The organism is Novilysobacter viscosus, assembly GCF_046600715.1.
In the GTDB taxonomy this organism is placed as follows: domain Bacteria; phylum Pseudomonadota; class Gammaproteobacteria; order Xanthomonadales; family Xanthomonadaceae; genus Lysobacter_C; species Lysobacter_C viscosus.
This window is the reverse complement of the sequence record NZ_JBJMAV010000001.1, coordinates 575,947-594,694: the sequence shown is the minus strand read 5'-3', so window position 1 is coordinate 594,694 and position 18,748 is coordinate 575,947. Positions and strand designations below refer to the sequence as shown.

Below are 18,748 nucleotides of genomic sequence, written 5' to 3'. Positions count from 1 at the left end.
ACAGACAGGGACAGGAGCTGCACATGAAAGGGTCCTACGGCCGGTTCGCCGCAATGATCGCCACGTCCACGGCGGTCATGCTGGCATTGATGTACCTCAACACCTACGCGTTCGACCATGTGTTCTGGAGCCAGACGCGCTTCTGGATGGCGCTGGTCATGGGCGCGGCGATGGCGATCGTGATGCTGGCCTTCATGCTGCACATGTATAGCAACCGCGCGATCAACACCGCCATCTTCGCCGGTGCGGCGCTGATTCTCGTCGGGTCGCTGTACCTGGTGCGAAGCCAGGCCACGGTGGCCGACGTATCGTGGATGAAGGCGATGATCCCGCACCATTCCATTGCCATCCTGACCAGTGAGCGCGCCAACATCAGCGACCCGCGCGTGCGCGAGTTGGCCGACGAGATCATCGAGGCCCAGCGGCGGGAGATAGCGGAGATGAAAGCGCTCATCGAGGACCTCGAGGCCGGGCGCGACTGATTCCAGGGCCGGCTTGCCCGGCCCCTTGATGGCGCCCGGCGCTTTCCCCAACTTGTGGGGGACCAAGGGCAGGCTCAGGAGAAGATGATGGCCACGGGATGGGCGGGCGATGGCGCCGTGCAGGACCAGATCGATGCGACCGTAAAGGACGCGATCAAGCGTGCGCGCAGCCAGCTGCGGGAGGGGCCGGGCCTGGCCCATTGCGAGGAGTGCGAGGCCGAAATTCCCAAGGCGCGGCGAGACGCAGTGCCGGGCGTGCGCCTGTGCGTGGCGTGCCAGGACGCCCACGACCGCCACGAAGCGGGCGCCGGCGGATACAACCGGCGGGGCAGCAAGGACAGCCAGCTGCGTTGAGGCCCCGCTAGCACCGTCCCTGCGGCGTGTTGCTTACATGGCAGGCGCTTGGAGCCGACCGGATACGTCGGTCCCCGGCGAGGGCGTCAATGCGGTCTTGACCTGCTGGCATGCATGCTCGGGGACCGTTTTCCCGGAGTGCGTCCATGTCCGATCCCACCCTCGAGGTCCCGTGCCCGCACTGCGGTACGGTCAACCGCGTGCCCGAGGACCGGCTGGCGGCTTCACCGTCGTGCGGGCGCTGCCACCTGTGGTTGTTCGAGGGCGTCGCCGCGCCGCTGGACGTGGCGCTCTTCGACAAGGTGGCCATGCGCGGCGACCTGCCGGTCCTGGTGGACTTCTGGGCCCCGTGGTGCGCGCCGTGCCAGGCGATGGCGCCGGAGTTCCAGCGTGCGGCGTCGGCGCTCGAGCCACGCGTGCGGTTGGCCAAGGTCGATACCGAAGCGGTTCCGGACTTGGGCAGCCGCTTCGGTATCCGCGGGATCCCCACGCTCATCCTCTTCAGGCAGGGCCGGGAGGTGGCCCGCCAGTCCGGCGCGATGTCGCAGTCACAGATCGTCAACTGGGTGCGTGCTCAGGCCACAGGCTGATTGAACGGGTCGGCGCCTGACGCCAATGCCTGTACGCGCGCGGCGGCGTCCCTGACCCTCGACAGGTCATGCTCCAGCGCCAGGGCGAGCTCGGCGCGTGCCAGCGCCATCGTTGACTGGCGCGCGGCCGCGGCCTGGTAGCGCTCGTCGCCGGTTCCGGCCAGGCTTGCCAGCGATTTCTGCACCCGGACGGCGACCTCCACCAGTGCGGCACCGTCGCGGCCGATCGGCAGGAATACATCCTCGAAGAGGTCATCGACCCGGATCCCGGGCACCGCGACGTTCGGGTACGGCGTTTCCTGCGCCTCGGCCGGCGTGGGCGCGGCCCATGTGGCCAGTGCGCGGGTCGCACGGCCGAGGATGTCGATCGCCGTACCGGGATCGTTGACCGCCGGCGACAGCGCGCGCGAGGCGATCTCGGTCAACACCGAAAGACCGAACCTGGGGTCCTGGTCGAAGGAGCGCATGTCGCCGACCGAGAACGCGTCGCGTACGTCCTCCAGTCCCTCCTGGCCCACGCCGCCTTCGATCCACGCAAGCGGCCAGCGCGTGTCGACGTAGGTACCGGGTGGTGATGCGACAAGCACGCGCGCGTCGGCCTCCTCGGCCCAGTCCTGCAGTGCGCGCATGTCGAGATGCTGGACGTAGCCGAAACGCTCGGCCGGAACAGGCCGGGCGCCGGGTGGCGGTTCAAGGGGCTCCGGAAACGGTCGCCCCCCCAGGAAGGGACGTGAATGCCTGTCACTGAGCGCCCGCGTCGCGGTGTCCTCGACCCTGTCCGCGGTCTCGCCGACCCGCCCAAGGCGGGACACGTGGTCGATCCAGCGAAGCAAGGTGGCAACGATGCCGGCGATGACGAACAGCGTGACCACGTAGAGGACGACGCGCCCACGCTGGCCGTAGAGACCGGCGTGCACGCCGATAATCCCGACCAGGCTGAACAGGAAAGACCCGATGAACGTCGACAGCGCGTTCTGCGCCCGCCGGTCCTCGGCCAGCAGGCGCGTGGCCCGGGGCGTGACGTTGCTGGTCGCCGACGACAGGGCGGCCACCAGCGTGCTCAGCGAAAATATCGTCACCGACAGCATGCTGGCGGCGATGATGTTGAGCAGGCTGCTGACCGCTTCGGCGCCGATCTGGTCGGACAACTCCCACGGGATGTAGCGTTCGGCCACGATCGCCACCAGCGCGGTGGCCACCGCCAGCGCCGAGAACGCGGAAGCCCTGAACCAGAGACGCCGCCGCGCCTGCAGCCAGAGCCATTGCAGGCGCGTGGTGATGCCGCTGTCCGAACTCATGCCTCGACGTTTTCTGCAGCGGAATCAGCGACCACTCGGCACCGCCCCGTAGGGATAGCGTTCGAAGATGGCCGCGATCGCGCGGTCGGCCTCATCGGCGCGCTCGTCGGGGGTGCGCTGGGTGACGCGACCCACGGCGGTACCGGTCCATACCAGGTGGTTGCGATCGGCATCGACCAGGTCGACGCTCAGCGTGCCTTCGGTGTAGCGGCTCACTTGAGCCTCGTCGTACCAGACGGGCACCGCGACGTAGGTGCGGGCGCGGTAGTTGTAGAGGTAGCGGATGTCGGTGCGTGGAACGCTGTAGACGTCGGTGCGCTCCTGGATCATTCCCTGGAAATTGACGCGCAGGTCGGGGTTGGACTCGTCGAAGACGTAGCCCCGGGCGTCCATTTCGCGGCGAACGGCCTGCTTGATGCGCTGGGTCAGGTAGCTGGTGTAGCCGGACTGCTCCATCGCCAGTGGTTCGTAGAACGCGTAGCTGCGGTAGCGGGTGAAGTCGGTCTGCGGGTCGAAGTCGGTGCGCACGCGCGGCCCGGTGGCGCAGGCGGCCAACAGGGCGAGCGCAAACAGCCCAAGCACAAGGCGAAGCGCAGTGGTGCGGATGAAGGTCGGACGGAACATGACGAATCTCCGGCGGGTTGACGCCCTGACGCTAGCAACCGGCCCTGCCTCGGCAACGTGAAACCTGCCAGGCGCCGGGGGACGCGCCGAGCGGAAGGAGGGCGCGGTGGTGCACTGAATCGCCCGTTCAGGCGCCGCGCGCTTCTCACGCGTAGATGATGCTTCCGGTGTGACGATCAGGGCCCACTTCGAATCCGCCGCCCCCGGGCGTATCGAGCGCATGACGGCATCCAGCACGAACCAGAACGCAACCGCACCCAGCCACGGCAATCAGGCCGCGCCGCCCCTCCGGGCCATTCCGGGCCTGGTCGAGGAGTGCCGCGAATGGGAGCTCACCCTCGGCGAGGGCCCGGTGATCGCCGCGGCCGTGCACGACGGCCATTCGATGCGCCGATCGCTGCAGCCGTACCTGGCGATCGATGCCGCTACCCGTCGCCGCGACGAGGATCCCCTGACCGGGCTGCTGACCACTGTCGGTGACGTGCAGCTCAGGGTGCGGGCCTCGCGGTTCGAAGCCGACCTCAACCGCCCGCGCGAGTTGGCCATCTCCGCCGACCCGGCCAATACCTGGGGGATCAGGGTCTGGGACGAAGGCCTGCCGGACAGCGAGATCGACCGATCGCTGGCCTACCACGACCGCTTCTACACCATGGTCCGGCGCCTGATGGATGCCGCCATCGCCCGTCACGGCCAGGTGCTGGTGCTGGACATCCACAGCTACAACCACAGGCGCGACGGCGCCGAGGCCGCGCCTGCCGATCCCGACGACAATCCGGAAATCGACCTGGGCGTGACTACGCTGGACCACGACCGTCATGGCGAACTGCTTGAGCGTTTCAGCGAGGCGCTGCGTTCGGTACCGCTGCAGGGAAGCACCCCGGATGTGCGCAGGAACGTGCGCTACGACGGCGGTGGGCATTTCCCCGAATGGCTGTATGCAACCTACGGCCAATCCGTCTGCGCCATCTCGCTTGAATACAAGAAGGTCTTCATGGACGAGTGGAGCGGGAAGGCGGACATCGGCGCGCTCTACGAGCTTCGTGACGGGCTTCGACAGGCCGTGGCCGCGGCGCGGCCGGTGCTGGAGGCATGACCGCCTCCGTCCACGCCCAGCAGGGCGCGGCTCGGGCACTGCCGCCGGTCGCCGCGAAGGTGGACCGGGCGCTGGTGGGGCTGGACGCCCGGGTCAACTGGTTGACCGCCCTCTCGCCGATCCACAACGACGCCTTGTGGGAGGCTTTCCAGGCCAGCAGTCGCCGCCACGTGCCGCCCCTGGAGTACCGCGCGCTGGGCACCGACCTTCACCAGGTGCGCGAGGAACTGCTGGCGCTCCCCGTGGAAGACATCGAGTCACCGCTGCTGCAGGGTCTACTTGCCGAGAAGCAGCGTGAGCTGGACCGCCAGATCGAACTCGTCCGCCTGCGCGGCACCGATGGCTTCGTCAATGCCAGCATCGACCTGTTCGGCGGCGTCGAACCGGGCCTGAAGTCGATCGCGCGCGAGATCCTGGAGGACATCGAATGTGGCACGCCACTGGTGCACGACGCCGGCATCGACGAGGTCCTGGCCGCGGTCCGTGATGACCTGGACTGGTACCGCGAGCGGGCCCCCGGTTTCAACGCCGAGGTCGTGGTCGACCCGGACATGAGCTCGTTGCTTATGGTCTCGCATGGCCGGCTCTACATCGATGGCGACATCCGCCTGCCGGTGGCGCGCGTGCAGCCGCTGGTGCAGCACGAAGTGGGCACGCACCTGGTCACCCGCCACAACGGCGGCCGCCAGGCGTTGACGCAGCTGGAAGTCGGCCTGGCGCATTACGACGCACTGCAGGAAGGGTTGGGCGTGCTGGCGGAGTACCTCGCCGGTTTCCTGCCCGCCGAGCGGCTGCGCGTGCTGGCCGCGCGGGTGATCGCGACAGACATGGCGATGCATTCCGAGGGGATCCCGGCGATCTTCGCGGCGCTGCACGACGGCTACGGGTTGCCGACCGAGGACGCCTTCGACATCGCGGTACGGGCGCTCAGGGGTGGCGGGCTGACCAAGGACGCCGTGTACCTGCGGGGCCTGCGCGAGTTGCTCGAGTACCTGCACGAGGGCGGCGCCTTCGAGCCGCTGTTCACCGGCAAGTTCGCGTTGTCCCACATGGTCGTGCTGGAACAGCTGATCGACGAAGGGTGGGTAAGGCCCCCCGAACTCATGCCGCGCTACTGGTCAGACCCCGTCACCGACGACCGCCTCGCGCACTGCCGCAGCATTTCCGTCTCCCGCCTCTGCCACAAGGAACCGATCCGATGACAGCGAAGTCCGCCCCGGGGCGCAGCAAGCCCGCGCCCAAGAAAGCCGGTGCAAAGCCCGCCACCAAGCGCAGCAGTTCCGGCAAGGGCGCGCGGCAGGCCCGCGATGACGCATCCGGTCCGATGCGCCTGGGGTTCGTCGTCAACGACGTCGCCACCGAGAAGAACAACTACACGACCATCCGGCTGGCGCGCACCGCGGTCAACCGCGGGCACCAGGTCAGCCTGATCGGGCTGGGCGACTTCATCTACGACGCCGGCGGCACGATCTGCGCCCACGCCCACCGGCCACGCAAGAGCCGCTACAAGGACGACGATGCGTTGCTCGACGACATCCAGGGCCAGGACGCGACGGTGGAGCGGATCTCCGTCGAGGGCCTGGACGTGCTGATGCTGCGCTCGGACCCCGCCGAGGAGCTCAACGACCGCCCATGGGCACCCAACAGCGGGCTGCTGTTCGCGCAGCTGGCGGCCGCCAAGCAGGTCATCGTCCTCAACGACCCGATGCACCTGACGGACGCGTCCAACAAGACCTATTTCCAGCACTTCCCCGAAGAGGTGCGCCCGGTGACCTGCATCAGCATGGATCCCGACGAGATCAAGGCCTTCATCAAGGAGCAGGGCGGCAGCGCGGTGATCAAGCCGCTGCAGGGGTCGGGCGGGCAGAGCGTGTTCGTGGTGACGCCCGACAGCGGCGCCAACCTCAACCAGATGATCGAGGCGGTCACCCGCGACGGCTATGCGATCGCCCAGGAGTACCTCCCTGAGGCCGCCAAGGGCGACCTGCGGCTGCTTACGCTCAATGGCCGCCCGCTCCAGGTCGACGGGCACTACGCGTGCTTCCGCCGCTACAACGACTCCGGCGACGCGCGCAGCAACATCACCGCCGGCGGCAAGATAGAAATGGCGGTGCCCGACGAGGACGCCCTGCGTCTGGCGGAGATCGTCGGCCCCAAGCTGATGCGCGACGGCATGTACCTGGCCGGCCTGGACATCGTCGGGGACAAGATGATGGAGATCAACGTCGACACTCCCGGCGGCATCAACATGGCCGAGGAGCTGACCGGCGCCGATTTCAGCGGGCACATCATCGAAGACCTGGAGCGCAAGGTGCGCATGCGCCGCTACTACCGCGGCCAGCTGAGCACCACCGACCTGGCGATCATGTAACCCGGCACCCGGGGAGAATCCGGGCAGTCGGTAACCCCGGCCGGTGTCGGGCCGGGTTCCCCCGAAGACTAGTCTCCGTATGCCAGTTCGCCGGTCAGGCGTGCGGCCGGCTCCAGCGTCAATACCGTGTGGCGGGAGTACCGCTGTGACCCGGGCCCGTTCCAGCTGCAGGTCAGGGGTGTCGGCTCGCCGGTCAGGAAGCACATCGGCAGCAACACGGTGCTTGCCACCGGCCGGCCGTTCACGCGTTCGGGCTGGAAGCGCCACGCCAGCGCCGCGTCCCGGGCCGCCTGCTCGAGCGCGCGCGAGGTGCGCGTCCCGGGGTCGTACGGCGTCGCGCCAGTCACCACGCCGTTGGCGTCGACGTCAAGGCGCAGGACGACCACGCCCGAGTCGCCGCGCATCGCCGCAGCGCGCGGGTAGCGCGGGAGCGGCATGGTGCGCGGCAGCGGCCCGGTGGTGGCCGACTCGACGTGCAGCCCGTCGCCCTCTGCGCGGGTCGTGATGCGCAGCCAGGTCTCGACCCTTGCGCCGCCGTTGTCGTCGATGGGCTGGAACAGCCAGCTGCGGACCCGCGCGTCCAGCTCCCGGGCGGTCCGGGCTGGCATCTCGCCCTCCGGGCGCAGCGTGGTGACGCGCCCGTCGGTGTCCAACGACACCGCAAATGTGTGGACTTCCGGCCCGCCGGCCGATACGTGGAACGTCGCCGAACCCAGCAGGGCGGCGGTGACTGCAATGGCGATCCTGTTCATGACCCCTCCCATGGCCGCGGCGCGGCCCTAGCACACGAATGTGGCAGGGACATGACACACGCAGCGCAGCGCCATTGGGTTACAGGCGCATGACACGCAGATGATCCCCGACGAACGGTCGCCATGGGCAGTCGCCGGGAGCGGACACAGGGTGGGGCGGAAGCGAGCGGAGCGCGGGGCGGGCTTGGGCCCGCGTGGGCGGCGGAACCGCGGCCGGCGGACGAGTGCAACTCGGTATCATCCGTCGATGGCCAAGCTACTGCTCAACCTGCGCAACGTGCCCGACGACGAGGCCGACGACGTCCGCGCCATGCTGGACGCCAATCGGATCGCCTTCTACGAGACCCAGCCGAGCCGTTGGGGGATTTCCCATGGGGGAATCTGGCTGAACGATGCCGACGACCACCCGAAGGCACGGACGCTGATGGACGGCTACCAGGCGGAGCGGCGTGAGCGGGCACGCGCCGACCGCGAGCGCGAGCAGCGGGAAGGAACCGCCGAGCGTTTCGTCGACGTGGTCCGCCGCGACCCGCTGCGGGTGCTGCTCAGCGGCCTTGCGATCGCCCTGCTGCTGGGCCTGATGGCCCTGCCCGCGTGGCTGTTGAGGGGCTGAGCCGGCATCCGGCCACCCTGGCGGTGGGCCCGGACGACCCGGTCGCATTGCCCGACGGCATGCGCCGTGCGCTCGAGGCCGCTTACGCGACGCCGCCACGCGCGTACCACAACGCCGGGCACGTGAACCAGCTGCTGCGGCATTTCCACGAGGTCCAGGAGGGTCCCGGCTGGCATGCACCGGCCCCTGTCTGGCTCGCGCTGCTGTACCACGATGCCGTGTATGGGCCCGGTCGTTCCGACAACGAGGCCCGGTCGGCCGTGCTGGCGCGAGAGCACATCGCGCGGTGGTTGCCGACGACCGACATCGACGCCGACCGCGTGGCCGGCCTGGTCGAGTTGACCGCCAGGCACGGCCGCATCGAACCGGGGGAACTGGGCGAAGACGCGGCTGCGCAGGACGCCCGGCACTTCCTGGACTGCGACATGGCGGTCCTGGGAGCGCCTCCCGACGAATTCGCCGCCTACGACCGTGGCATCGCCGCCGAGTACCGCGGACACGTGCCGGCGTGGCTGTACAGGCTCAACCGCAAGCGGTTCCTCAAGACCTTGCTGCAGCAACCGCGGCTCTACCTGAGCGACTTCTTCCACCAGCGGCTGGACGCCCAGGCGCGCATCAACCTGCGCCGCGCGGTGACCCACAAGCAATGAGCCCAAACGCAGTGAACCGCTCGCCCGGCCCACCCACGTCCCGAACCCGACACCCCGGCCACACCCCGGCCGCGGACGTACCCGCGCCGTCGCGCGTGCTGTTCGCAAGCCTGGTGGGCACCACCATCGAGTTCTTCGACTTCTACATCTACGCCACCGCCGCCGTGCTGGTGTTCCCTGCGTTGTTCTTCCCCTCCGGGGATCCGGCCACCGCCACGCTGCAGTCGCTGGCCACGTTCGCGCTGGCGTTCTTCGCGCGGCCGATCGGTTCGGTCGTGTTCGGCCACTTCGGCGACCGCGTCGGCCGCAAGGCGACGCTGGTGGCGGCGCTGCTGACGATGGGCGTCTCCACCGTGGTGATCGGCCTGCTGCCCGGCTACCAGCAGATCGGGTTGCTCGCCCCGGCACTGCTGGCACTGTGCCGGTTCGGGCAGGGCCTGGGCCTGGGCGGCGAGTGGGGCGGGGCGGTGTTGCTGGCCACCGAGAACGCGCCACCCGGGAAGCGTGCGTGGTACGGGATGTTCCCGCAGCTGGGTGCGCCACTGGGGTTCTTCCTGGCCACCGGATCGTTCCTGCTGCTGGGCGCGACGCTCGACGAGCAGGCCTTCCTGTCGTGGGGCTGGCGGGTGCCGTTCCTTGGCAGCGCGGTGCTGGTGTTGCTGGGCCTCTGGGTGCGGCTGAGCATCAGCGAGACCCCGGCCTTCCAGCAGGTACTGGACCGCCACGAACGCGTGCGCCTGCCCATGCGCGACGTGCTGGTGGACCACCCGCGGGCGCTGCTGGTGGGCACGCTCAGTGCGCTGGCGACCTTCGTGCTGTTCTACCTGATGACGGTGTTCGCGCTCAGCTGGGGCACGTCGCGGCTGGGTTACTCGCGCGAGTCCTTCCTGTGGCTGCAGATGGCCGGCGTGGTGGCATTCGCCGCCACCATCCCGCTGGCGGCGGTGCATGCCGACCGGCACGGGCGGCGGCGGTCGATGATCATCGCCACGGTGGCGATCCTCGTCTTCGGCCTGCTGATGGACCGGCTGTTCGTGGCGGGAAGCCTGGTGTCGGTGGGCGTGTTCCTGCTGCTCGGGCTCGGCCTGATGGGCCTGACCTACGGGCCTATTGGCACCCTGCTGTCCGAGCAGTTCCCGGCCCGCGTCCGCTATACGGGGGCGTCGCTGGCGTTCAACCTCTCGGGCATCTTCGGCGCATCGCTGGCGCCCTACATCGCCACGTGGCTGGCGGGGCGCCATGGGTTGGAAAGCGTGGGCCTGTACCTGGCCGCTGCCGCCGCCCTGACCCTGGTGGCCCTGTGGACGCTTCCGCGCGGGGCGTGCGGCGCCGTGGAATGACCGCGTGCGGTCAGCGCCCCAGCAGCTTGAGCAGGGCGCGGGCTGCGTCTTCCGATGAAGCCGGGTTCTGGCCGGTGACCAGGTGGCCGTCCACGACCACGTGTGACTTCCAGTCTTCGCCCTTGGTGTAGCTCGCGCCGTTGGCCTTGAGCACCTCCTCGAGCAGGAAGGGCACCACGTCGGTCAGTCCAACCGCCTCCTCCTCGCTGTTGCTGAAGGCCGTCACGTTGCGGCCCTTCACCAGTGGATCGCCGTCGCGGTTGAGCGCATTGCGGAAGGCCGCGGGGGCATGGCAGACCGCGCCAAGGGGTCGGTGGGCGACGTCGCAGGCTTCGATCAGCTCGATGGAGTCCGGGTCCTCGGCCAGGTCCCACATCGGGCCGTGTCCACCGGGGTAGAACACCGCGTCGAAGTCGCCGCGGACCACGTTGGACAGGCGCTCCGTGTGGGTCAGTGCCTCGATTGCTTCCTTGTCTTCGCGGTAACGCCCGGTCGCGGCGGTCTGGGCATCGGGCTCGTCGCTCTTGGGGTCCAGCGGCGGCGGCCCTCCCTTGGGCGAGGCCAGTACGATCTGCGCGCCCGCGTCCTTGAACACGTAGTACGGGGCGGCGAACTCCTCCAGCCAGAAGCCGGTTGCGCGGCCGGTGTTGCCGAGGCGGTCGTGCGAAGTCAGGACCATCAGGATCTTCATGGGCGGCAGCTCCAAGGGGTCAGGCCAGCACGCTAGCAACGCGGTCGCCAAACCTGCGTGACGCGGACAGGCAGCGGCGGCGTGGATGCGCCGGTCCGGGTGCTACGTCCGCACCGGCCGCGCCGGTCAACCCGCGAGGCGCGGCTCAAGTCTCCGGTTTCCCGGCCGATGATCCGTACCAGACGACATCCCTTTCCAGGCCCCGCCGCTCGCGCTGCACGCTCGACTTTCCGACCACCATGTCCAGCAGGATTCCCGCCACGGTTACCACCACCATTGCCAGCACGGCCCAGGGCGCCGCCCGGCCCGGCGCCGGGCCGATGGCACCGTTGGCACCGGCCCAGTCACCGACCCGGGTGCCACCGGTTGCGATGGGCGCGCCTGCAGGCGCCATGGGGTCGCCTGGGGCCCACTGGTCCCCGGCAGGCGCGTTGCTGGCGGCGCTGGAAGCCGGTGGGGCGACGGGTCTGCCGCGCGTGGACGAACTGCCGTTGGACGTGCGCCGCCAGCTGGCCAGCGTGCTCGCTTCCCGCCTGGCCCACCTGGCCCACGCAGCGGGCGCCTCGGCCCTCCCGCTGGCGGACGGGCGGGTCGATGCACGCGGCGTGGTCCGCCCGTTGCCAGACCACCCGGGGGCACGGTTGCAGGCGGCGGCACAGGACGACCCGCTGGCCTCGGCGCTGCTGCGCTACCTGCATGGAGGGGCAGGCGTCTCTTTGTCGGGCCTGGCCGCGACGGCGGGACGGGCGGGGGCTGGCTTGCCGGTCCAGGCCGCCGACGCCGCCGACGCCAAGCGCATTCCCGGACACCCGTTTATTGACCCGGGCCATGGGTCGGCTGAGCGGGTGGTGGGCATGCGGGGGCTGGCCTGGACCGCGGCCGCTGCCCTGGTGCTTCTGCTGGCACTGCTGGGGGTCGTGGGCCTGGTCTGACACGCGGCTACAGTTCGCCTGCTCGCCGGCCGGCACAGGGTGCGTCCAGAGTGTCGGTGGCTCGCCAAGGCAGCGGGGTGGTCCGCCGCTGCCTCAGTTGTTGACGATGAGCACGAACGGGCCCAGCGGCGACGCCATGGCGACGGCCAGCGTGCGCTCGCCCTGGCGCAGGAAGTTCAGCGCCGACACCCCGAATTCCGGCGGCGCGGCGCGGTACGCGGCATCGGCCGGCACGGTCTCGCGGACCACGTAGCCCATCAGAACGTTCACCAGCTCACCCAGCGCGTCGCAGGCCAGGGCATCGTCACACTGCGCGGGTTCGATCGACAGGAAGGCGCAGGCCATGCGGTGCATGGTCGCCTCGTCGCACGCCAGCCCTATGGCCATTGGCGTATCCGAGGCGATCCTGACATGGGCGGTGACGGTGCAGCCGTCGAGCGCATCGGCCGAATCCACGATGCCAGCCACCTGGCAGGGCGCTCCGAGCGTGCGCGGAAACAACCGCATGCTGGTGTTGATCGCGCTGGTCGCGGCCTCGCCCAGCGGGTGGCCCGAAACACCGACCTGCAGCGCCTTGAGCGCATCTTCGCGCTCGGCACCGTGCTCGCGAAGCGCGGCGTCCAGCTGCAGCCGGTTGATGGATCCCTGCTCGACCAGGATCTCGCCGAACAGCTTGCGGCGCGCCTTCTGCTCGGCCAGCAGCTCGTCGACCTGGGTGCGGTCGAGGAGGCCCATGGACTCGGCAATATCGCCGAATCGCTGGTCCTCGGCGCGTTGGCGTTCGTTGACCCGGCGTGCCTGCGCAGGGGTAAGCCAGCCGCGGTTCTGGGCGAGCTCGCCCAGCACCGGATTGGACGCGTGCTGGGCCTCCAGCGCGGCCAACAGCTGCTGGCGGTTGATGAGGCCCTTTTCAAGCAGGAACTGGCCGAAGAACTTGGCTGCCATGGCGACCTCTGGGTCAGGCGATGGTTTCGTGGAGCACGCGTGCCATCACGTCAGGATCGATGGGCTTTTGCAGGTACGACCGCGCACCGAGGCGAAGGCACTCCTCGATGTCGGCCTGCGCGCCCAGCGAGCTGAGGATCACCACGCGCGCCTGGTCGTCATGCGCCAGGATCTCGCGCAGCGCGCGCTTGCCGTCGCACTTGGGCATCACCAGGTCCAGCAGGACCACGGCAGGCTTGAGCTTGAGGAACTGGCTGACGGCCTCCTCGCCATTGCCGGCCTCGCCCACCACGTCGAAGCCGCAGTCTTCCAGCTGGCGGGCGGCCAACATGCGCAGGGCGCGCGAGTCGTCGCAGAGCAGGGCAGTGGGGCGGGCGCTCATGTTCGGGTCCTGGCATGGCGGACGGAGGATGTCCTGAGCCGGGTAACGGCCGGCGCCCGCCATCCTTTAGCCTGCGCGCCCGGTCCTGTCGGGCATGCCCGCCCCAGCGGGTACCGCCGTCACGGTCGCGCGCCAGCGCTCGACTCAGCGCAGCTCGACCCGTCCACGCCCCAGCCGCTTGGCCGCGTAGAGCGCGGTATCGGCCCGGTCCATCACCTCATGCAGCGCGGTGTCGGGCGCCTCGTCGATGGCAATGCCGATGCTCACCCGTGCCTGCACCAGCCGCGACTGGATCGCGTGTGCGACGGTTTCGGCCCGTGATGCCGCGCAACCGGGCAATACCGCACAGAATTCGTCTCCGCCCAGCCGCCCGAGCACGTCTTCGCGGCGCAGGGCACTGCGGCAGGCATCCGCCACCTCCAGCAGCGCGGCGTCGCCGGCGGCGTGCCCGTGGCTGTCGTTGACGGTCTTGAGGTTGTCCAGGTCGATCATCAGCACCGCCACCGGCTCGCCCCGTCGCAATGCTGCCTGGCGCGCCTGCTCGGCCAGCTCCAGGAAGAACGCGCGCGAGCACGCCCCGGTCATCGCATCGTGGGTCAGCAGTCGTCGCAGGTTGCTGTTGTCGGTGTACAGCACCGGGATTGCCAGGCCGAAGTAGCTGCCTGACGCCAGGGTGATCATGGCGAACTGCAGGGTGAGCGCGTGGTCGCCCAGGTCCAGGGCGGCGACAGTGGCCACCAGCACCACGCTGAACAGCGCGACCGAGAGCAGGGACTGCAGCATCCCCTGCGTATGGGCGATCCACAGCTGCAGGACGATGGACAGGAACACCGGGAACAGCAGCGATTCGTGCTCGGGCGCGGCGGCCAGCAATAACAGGGCGCCCAGGACCAGGCCCAGCACCAGCGCGAGCTTGGGCAGGAACCGGTCCTCCGAGCGCGGTGGGCGGGGCAGGGCGTCGAAGGCGAACAGCACCTCACGAACGGGCAGGCGGGCCCGCTCGGACAGGTCGCGCAGCGCAAGCAGCAGCAACGGGCCCAGCGCGGTCAGGCCGGCGTAGTCGCCGATCCACCAGGGCAGCGCGGTGGCCAGGATGGCGTCGCGCTCGAGCATCCCGGCCCAGTGCATCGTCCATGCGCCCAGCCACGTCGCCAGCGCGGATGCGACCGCACCGCCCACCAGGAAGGCACCGACGGTGCGTGGAAGCGACGGCACGGGTCCGCGTTCGACGGAAGCCAGGGTGAAGCGCGCGGCCAGCCCGAAGGCGCCGACATGGGCGATGGGAAACAGCACCAGGGCTGCGACCCAGTGCGTCCAGGACGCCGGGGCCGAGTAGCCCATGACCGTCAACGCACTGGCCGTCGCCGACGCGGCCAGCAGCGCGGGCACCGACCGGCGCCAACCGAAGGCCGCCACCGCGGCAAAGGTGACGGCAGCCGGTGGGAACCACAGGCTGGCATGGGGCGCGTACGCCATCAGCTGCGCCGCCACGTAGGCCGCCAGCCAGGCCGCGTATACCACCACGGGCGCCGCGAGCCTCAGTATTCGGCGCTGTACGGGTACGGCAAGGCTGGACTTCACCCGGGTACTCACCTTTGGTCGGGACCGGTGCGATTCTATCGGTATGCCACGGCGCAGCCGCGACACATGCTCGCAAGCGGTAACGGCCGGGTGCTGGGGGACTTGAACCGGCGGTCGATGCGCGGCCATCCGGTGGTCGATGGGGGCGACGCATCGGGCGATGCAACTCCCAACTCCCAACTCCCAACGCCCAGGGACCGGATGTGTCGTGCGAGAGGGCGGGGTTTTGACCCCGAGCGCCCTGACGCGCAAAAGAAAGCCGCGTGCAGTGCACGCGGCCGGGGAGTAGCCCACTTCCGGGGGTCAGCGCTCCATCTTGCCGAACGTGGTGTCCAGCACCCGCTGCAACTTGCGCGCGGCGCCGGAGATGGCCTCGCGCACGGTCGCGGACTCTTCGGTCGCGGTCACCGGCGCCCGTCCCTCGATGCGCGCCTCCATCATGCAGTGCTTGTCGGCGCTGCCGGACTTGCCTGCATTGACGTCGCTCAAGTGCACTTCGATGCGGGTGACCTGGTTGTCGAAGCGCCCGAGGGTGGACTCGATCACGCCTTCAACGTGCTGGGCGAGCGCTTCGTCGCCCTGGATGTTGCTGTCGGTGTTGAGCTGTACTTTCATCGTGCGCATGACTCCTGTCGGGACGGGTGGCCGGCTGGACGCCGACCCTTGCACGGTACCGTAGGCGCACTGGCATCTAGGGCGCGAGAAAGTCCACGACGGACGACGGCACCGGCACGCCGTGCGCCGTCACGGAGCGTCCTGCTCGGCACCGGCCTCGCCACGCAAGCCGTAAAATGCGCCGATGACCCTCAACGTCGCCGCCTACCACTTCGTTCCCGTCCCCGACCCGGGCGCACTGGCCGACCGCCTGCGGGGGCAGGCCGAGACCCTCGCGCTGCGCGGGACGGTCCTGGTCGCTGCCGAAGGGGTGAACCTCTTCCTCGCAGGGGCAGACGAGGCGATCCACGCCGTTCTCGACAGCGTCCGCGCGGAGCCGGGCTTCGACACGTTGCAGGCCAAATTCAGCCGCAGTGACGAGATCCCCTTTGCCAGGCTCAAGGTCAAGTGCAAGCGCGAGATCATCGCGTTCCGCCGCGACGGCGCCGGCCCCGCAGACGAGCGTGCCCCCGCCGTCTCGCCGCCGGACCTGGCCCGCTGGATCCGACAGGGCCATGACGACGGTGGCCGCAGGCTGGTGCTGCTGGATACCCGCAACCGCGAAGAGGTCGGGCACGGCACCTTCGCCGGTGCGCTGACCCTGCCGATCGACAACTTCGTCGACCTGCCCGAGGCACTGGCACCGCATCGGGAATCCCTGGCCGACGCCACGGTCGTGAGCTTCTGCACCGGCGGTATCCGCTGCGAGAAGGCCGCCCTGTGGTTGCGTGCAGACGGCATGGACAACCTGCTGCAGCTCGATGGCGGCATCCTGGGTTACTTCGAGCAGGTCGGTGGGCTGGGCTACGAAGGGGGTTGCTTCGTTTTCGACGAGCGGGTGGCACTGGACCCGGCGTTGAAGCCGGTATCGCCGGACGCGCCGGACGCCTGAACCCGCGGCGATGAAGCGTCCTCCCACCCCGAAGCCCTGGCTGCGATCCAACCCGAAGCCGCGCCCCGCACGCTCCGGGCTCACGCCGGCGCAGGTGGAAGAAGCACGGGCACGGGCCGAGGCAGCGGGGCGCCGCTACCCGAACCTGGTCGACAACATGTGGGCGGCCGGGAAAGCGCGGCAGGGGCGCGAGGCCGCCAAGCGCCCTGGCGCCACACCGGCAGGCCCGGACCAACCGGACGATGAAGGCCAGGACGGCGATTGAGCACGGCAGTCCACGCGCAGCGAACGCTGCGGCGATCAGTCGTAGCGCATCAACCGCGTCATCCCGCCATCGACGATGAACTCCTGCCCGGTGGTGAATCCCGCGGCGGCTGACAGCAGGTGGACGGCCAGCGCCCCGATGTCGTCGGGCGTACCGACCCGCCCGGCCGGGTGTTGGGCCTGGTCACGGCGCGACAGTCCGGGACGACGCCGGGCGGTGGGTTTGCGCCATGCATCGGTGGCGATCCAGCCCGGGCTGATGCAGTTGACCCGCACCCCCGGCCCGGCGCTGACCGCCAGTGCGTGGGTGAACGCCACCAGCCCGCCCTTTGCCGCCGCGTAGGCCTCGCAGTCCGGTTCCGACTGGTGGGCGCGGGTCGAGGCGATGTTGACGATCGACGCGGCGCCGCCGTCGCCGGCCGCTTCGCGCAGGGCCGGCAACAGGTGCTTGCTGCACAGGAAAGCGCCGCCCAGGCTGGCACCCAGCCGACGCTGCCATTCGCGCAGGTCGAGTTTCTCGAGCGGGCCGTTCACCGGGTCGGTGCCCCCCGCGTTGTTGACCAGCCCATGCACCGGGCCGAAGTGCGACCGCGCGCGTTGAACGAAGCGCGCGACCTGCGCCTCACGGGCCACGTCGACGCGCAGGAACAGTGCGCAGTCGCCCACGTTCCATTCCTCCAGCGCGGCGCGACCCGCGTCGGCATCGGTATCGCCGATGCACACCCTGCCTCCCGCGCCCAGCACCGCCTGCGCGATGCCGCGGCCGATGCCTTGCGCGCCGCCGGTGATGACGATGGTGCGCCCATCCAATGGGCGTGCAGGAGGCGGATGGATGGGGGGTGTCAGCGTCATCGAACGGTACCTGGCCGGGGGCTGACACCTTGGCAGTGGGCTCGTTAACGCAGCGACAGGCGTCTGAATGCAGGCGCGAGCCCTCCACCACGCCCGGGACCGGACGATCGATCAGACCCGCGCCAGCCACCCTGCGGCGCCAAGACCTGCCCGCAGCCCGCTGGCGAAGCAGGCCGTCAACAGGTACCCGCCGGTGGGCGCTTCCCAATCCAGCATCTCGCCGGCGCAGAACACACCGGGCATCGCGGCAAGCATCAGCCGCTGGTCAAGTGATTCCAGCCGTATGCCGCCAGCCGTGCTGATCGCCTCGGCCAAGGGTCGCGGCCGGCGCAGGACCAGCGGCAGGCGCTTGAGGGTGGCGGCGACGCGGTCGGCGTCGTCGAAATCGGCTGGCGCCAGCACCTCATGCAGCAGCGCGGCCTTGACGCCATCGACACCCGCCTGCCGGCGCAGGTACTCGCTGCGGCTGCGCTTGCCACGCGGCTTGGACAGGTCCTGGTGCAGACGTTCAAACGTGCGGCCGGGCGCCAGATCCAGGTGCAGGGTCGCCTGGCCATCGCGCTCGATCGCATCGCGCAGCACCGGTGACAGCGCATACACCAGGCTGCCTTCGATGCCGCTCTGCGTCGCCACGCACTCGCCCTGCAGCGCATGCGCACAGCCGGTTTCGTCGGTCCAGTGCGCGACCACGGGCTTGAGCGGTGCGCCGGCGTGGCGCCGGGCGAAGTGCGGCGTCCAGTCAATGTCGAAGCCGCAGTTGGACGGCTTCAGGGGCGCGACGGGGATGCCGTGACGCGTCAGCGCTTGCACCCACGCCCCGTCCGAGCCCAGTTGCGGCCAGCTGCCGCCGCCCAGCGCCAACACGGTCGCACGCGGTCGGACCCGGGCTTGGCCCTCGGGCGAGTCGAAGGCAAGCGCCCCGTCATCGTCCCAGCCGGTCCACCGGTGGTGCATGTGGAACTGCACGCCCGACGCCCGCAGCCGACGCACCCAGCCGCGCAGCAGGGGCGCGGCCTTGCGGTCCAGCGGGAATACGCGGTCGGAGCTGCCGACGTAGGTGTCCACGCCCAACCCGCGCGCCCACTCGCGCAGGGCATCGCCGTCGAAGCCGTCCAGCCACGTGGCGACTTCGTCCCGGCGTTCGCGGTAGCGCGCATCGAAGCCGGGCCGTGGCTCGGCGTGGGTGAGGTTGAGCCCGCCCTTGCCAGCGATCAGGAACTTGCGCCCGACCGAGCCCATGGCGTCGTACACGGCGACCGAAAGACCGGCGGCGCGGACGACTTCCGCCGCCATCAACCCCGCGGGCCCGCCGCCAATGACGGCGACGTCCGGGTGGGGCAGGGGCTGGGTCATCGGCGGGTCCGCGTGCAGGGCGCGCCATTGTGCCA

23 protein-coding genes are annotated in these 18,748 nt (G+C 69.8%); 12 read left to right on the top strand and 11 right to left on the bottom strand.

Annotated features, from left to right (window positions below):
- Window positions 1–23 precede the first annotated feature (23 nt).
- The 3 genes from ACJQWL_RS02775 (at window position 24) to trxC (ending at window position 1,426) form a co-directional block, all read left to right on the top strand.
- Window positions 24–482 (top strand): DUF305 domain-containing protein, encoded by a 459-nt coding sequence (locus tag ACJQWL_RS02775; RefSeq protein WP_330967738.1) that lies wholly within the window; start codon window positions 24–26, stop codon window positions 480–482.
- Window positions 483–569: 87 nt separating this feature from the next.
- Window positions 570–836 carry a DksA/TraR family C4-type zinc finger protein gene (locus tag ACJQWL_RS02770; protein WP_330967737.1) on the top strand — a complete coding sequence of 89 codons (267 nt, stop codon included), beginning with the start codon at window positions 570–572 and terminating at the stop codon, window positions 834–836.
- A 146-nt stretch (window positions 837–982) separates the two neighbouring features.
- Window positions 983–1,426, top strand: a complete 444-nt coding sequence (trxC, locus tag ACJQWL_RS02765; RefSeq protein WP_330967736.1) for a thioredoxin TrxC — start codon at window positions 983–985, stop codon at window positions 1,424–1,426.
- Here the strand turns inward: trxC and ACJQWL_RS02760 are convergent.
- Window positions 1,411–2,724, bottom strand: a complete 1,314-nt coding sequence (locus ACJQWL_RS02760; RefSeq protein WP_330967735.1) for a DUF2254 domain-containing protein — start codon at window positions 2,722–2,724, stop codon at window positions 1,411–1,413. The genes trxC and ACJQWL_RS02760 overlap by 16 nt on opposite strands.
- A 24-nt stretch (window positions 2,725–2,748) precedes the next feature.
- Entirely contained in the window at window positions 2,749–3,348 is a 600-nt protein-coding gene (locus tag ACJQWL_RS02755) for a DUF4136 domain-containing protein (RefSeq protein WP_330967734.1), read from the bottom strand.
- 220 nt (window positions 3,349–3,568) lie between these two features.
- Here ACJQWL_RS02755 and ACJQWL_RS02750 point away from each other — a divergent pair, with 220 nt between their 5' ends.
- The 3 genes from ACJQWL_RS02750 to ACJQWL_RS02740 are packed head-to-tail and all read left to right on the top strand — an operon-like array spanning window position 3,569 to window position 6,812.
- Complete coding sequence (locus ACJQWL_RS02750) at window positions 3,569–4,441, top strand: N-formylglutamate amidohydrolase (protein ID WP_411300684.1); 873 nt, start codon at window positions 3,569–3,571, stop codon at window positions 4,439–4,441.
- Window positions 4,438–5,643, top strand: a complete 1,206-nt coding sequence (locus ACJQWL_RS02745; protein ID WP_330967732.1) for a peptidase MATCAP family protein — start codon at window positions 4,438–4,440, stop codon at window positions 5,641–5,643. Before ACJQWL_RS02750 ends, ACJQWL_RS02745 begins: the two co-directional genes overlap by 4 nt.
- On the top strand, window positions 5,640–6,812 hold the full coding sequence (locus ACJQWL_RS02740) for an ATP-grasp domain-containing protein (protein ID WP_330967731.1): 1,173 nt from the start codon (window positions 5,640–5,642) through the stop codon (window positions 6,810–6,812). Before ACJQWL_RS02745 ends, ACJQWL_RS02740 begins: the two co-directional genes overlap by 4 nt.
- Before the next feature lie 68 nt (window positions 6,813–6,880).
- Here the strand turns inward: ACJQWL_RS02740 and ACJQWL_RS02735 are convergent, their stop codons facing one another.
- The gene (locus ACJQWL_RS02735; protein ID WP_330967730.1) at window positions 6,881–7,564 is read right to left on the bottom strand and encodes an energy transducer TonB; all 684 of its coding nucleotides are present in this window, start codon (window positions 7,562–7,564) and stop codon (window positions 6,881–6,883) included.
- 247 nt (window positions 7,565–7,811) lie between these two features.
- Between ACJQWL_RS02735 and ACJQWL_RS02730 the strand changes: the two genes are divergently transcribed.
- The 3 genes from ACJQWL_RS02730 to ACJQWL_RS02720 are packed head-to-tail and all read left to right on the top strand — an operon-like array spanning window position 7,812 to window position 10,167.
- Complete coding sequence (locus ACJQWL_RS02730; RefSeq protein ID WP_330967729.1) at window positions 7,812–8,177, top strand: DUF6164 family protein; 366 nt, start codon at window positions 7,812–7,814, stop codon at window positions 8,175–8,177.
- A 59-nt stretch (window positions 8,178–8,236) separates the two neighbouring features.
- On the top strand, window positions 8,237–8,827 hold the full coding sequence (locus tag ACJQWL_RS02725) for an HD domain-containing protein (protein WP_330967827.1): 591 nt from the start codon (window positions 8,237–8,239) through the stop codon (window positions 8,825–8,827).
- Window positions 8,824–10,167, top strand: a complete 1,344-nt coding sequence (locus tag ACJQWL_RS02720; protein WP_330967728.1) for an MFS transporter — start codon at window positions 8,824–8,826, stop codon at window positions 10,165–10,167. The genes ACJQWL_RS02725 and ACJQWL_RS02720 overlap by 4 nt, the downstream gene beginning before the upstream one ends.
- A 10-nt stretch (window positions 10,168–10,177) precedes the next feature.
- Here the strand turns inward: ACJQWL_RS02720 and ACJQWL_RS02715 are convergent, their stop codons facing one another.
- Both ACJQWL_RS02715 and ACJQWL_RS02710 read right to left on the bottom strand, forming a co-directional pair.
- A complete protein-coding gene (locus tag ACJQWL_RS02715; RefSeq protein WP_330967727.1) occupies window positions 10,178–10,858 on the bottom strand; it encodes a type 1 glutamine amidotransferase domain-containing protein in 681 nt (226 codons plus the stop codon).
- 145 nt (window positions 10,859–11,003) lie between these two features.
- Window positions 11,004–11,252, bottom strand: a complete 249-nt coding sequence (locus ACJQWL_RS02710) for a hypothetical protein (RefSeq protein WP_330967726.1) — start codon at window positions 11,250–11,252, stop codon at window positions 11,004–11,006.
- On the opposite strand from ACJQWL_RS02710, the gene ACJQWL_RS02705 reads away from it, so the two are divergent.
- Window positions 11,251–11,790: a hypothetical protein gene (locus ACJQWL_RS02705; RefSeq protein WP_330967725.1), complete on the top strand. Its 540-nt coding sequence runs from the start codon at window positions 11,251–11,253 to the stop codon at window positions 11,788–11,790. The two genes, ACJQWL_RS02710 and ACJQWL_RS02705, sit on opposite strands and share 2 nt — an antisense overlap.
- Window positions 11,791–11,883: 93 nt before the next feature.
- Here the strand turns inward: ACJQWL_RS02705 and ACJQWL_RS02700 are convergent, their stop codons facing one another.
- The 4 genes from ACJQWL_RS02700 to ACJQWL_RS02685 all read right to left on the bottom strand — a co-directional run bounded on the left by ACJQWL_RS02700 (window position 11,884) and on the right by ACJQWL_RS02685 (window position 15,313).
- On the bottom strand, window positions 11,884–12,735 hold the full coding sequence (locus ACJQWL_RS02700) for a cyclic di-GMP-binding domain-containing protein, MshE-related (RefSeq protein WP_330967724.1): 852 nt from the start codon (window positions 12,733–12,735) through the stop codon (window positions 11,884–11,886).
- A gap of 13 nt (window positions 12,736–12,748) precedes the next feature.
- On the bottom strand, window positions 12,749–13,117 hold the full coding sequence (locus tag ACJQWL_RS02695) for a response regulator (protein WP_330967723.1): 369 nt from the start codon (window positions 13,115–13,117) through the stop codon (window positions 12,749–12,751).
- Window positions 13,118–13,261: 144 nt separating this feature from the next.
- Window positions 13,262–14,698, bottom strand: a complete 1,437-nt coding sequence (locus ACJQWL_RS02690; protein ID WP_330967722.1) for a GGDEF domain-containing protein — start codon at window positions 14,696–14,698, stop codon at window positions 13,262–13,264.
- 303 nt (window positions 14,699–15,001) lie between these two features.
- Window positions 15,002–15,313 (bottom strand): HPF/RaiA family ribosome-associated protein, encoded by a 312-nt coding sequence (locus ACJQWL_RS02685; protein WP_330967721.1) that lies wholly within the window; start codon window positions 15,311–15,313, stop codon window positions 15,002–15,004.
- 184 nt (window positions 15,314–15,497) lie between these two features.
- Here ACJQWL_RS02685 and ACJQWL_RS02680 point away from each other — a divergent pair, with 184 nt between their 5' ends.
- Window positions 15,498–16,244 carry a sulfurtransferase gene (locus tag ACJQWL_RS02680; RefSeq protein ID WP_330967720.1) on the top strand — a complete coding sequence of 249 codons (747 nt, stop codon included), beginning with the start codon at window positions 15,498–15,500 and terminating at the stop codon, window positions 16,242–16,244.
- Between the two features lie 10 nt (window positions 16,245–16,254).
- Window positions 16,255–16,509, top strand: coding sequence for a hypothetical protein (locus ACJQWL_RS02675; protein WP_330967719.1), 255 nt, complete (start codon window positions 16,255–16,257; stop codon window positions 16,507–16,509).
- 35 nt (window positions 16,510–16,544) lie between these two features.
- On the opposite strand, the gene ACJQWL_RS02670 is transcribed toward ACJQWL_RS02675, so the two are convergent.
- Together ACJQWL_RS02670 and ACJQWL_RS02665 are read right to left on the bottom strand one after the other, a co-directional pair.
- Entirely contained in the window at window positions 16,545–17,360 is an 816-nt protein-coding gene (locus tag ACJQWL_RS02670; RefSeq protein ID WP_330967718.1) for an SDR family oxidoreductase, read from the bottom strand.
- Window positions 17,361–17,471: 111 nt separating this feature from the next.
- A complete protein-coding gene (locus ACJQWL_RS02665; RefSeq protein ID WP_330967717.1) occupies window positions 17,472–18,713 on the bottom strand; it encodes a TIGR03862 family flavoprotein in 1,242 nt (413 codons plus the stop codon).
- Between the last annotated feature and the right edge of the window lie 35 nt (window positions 18,714–18,748).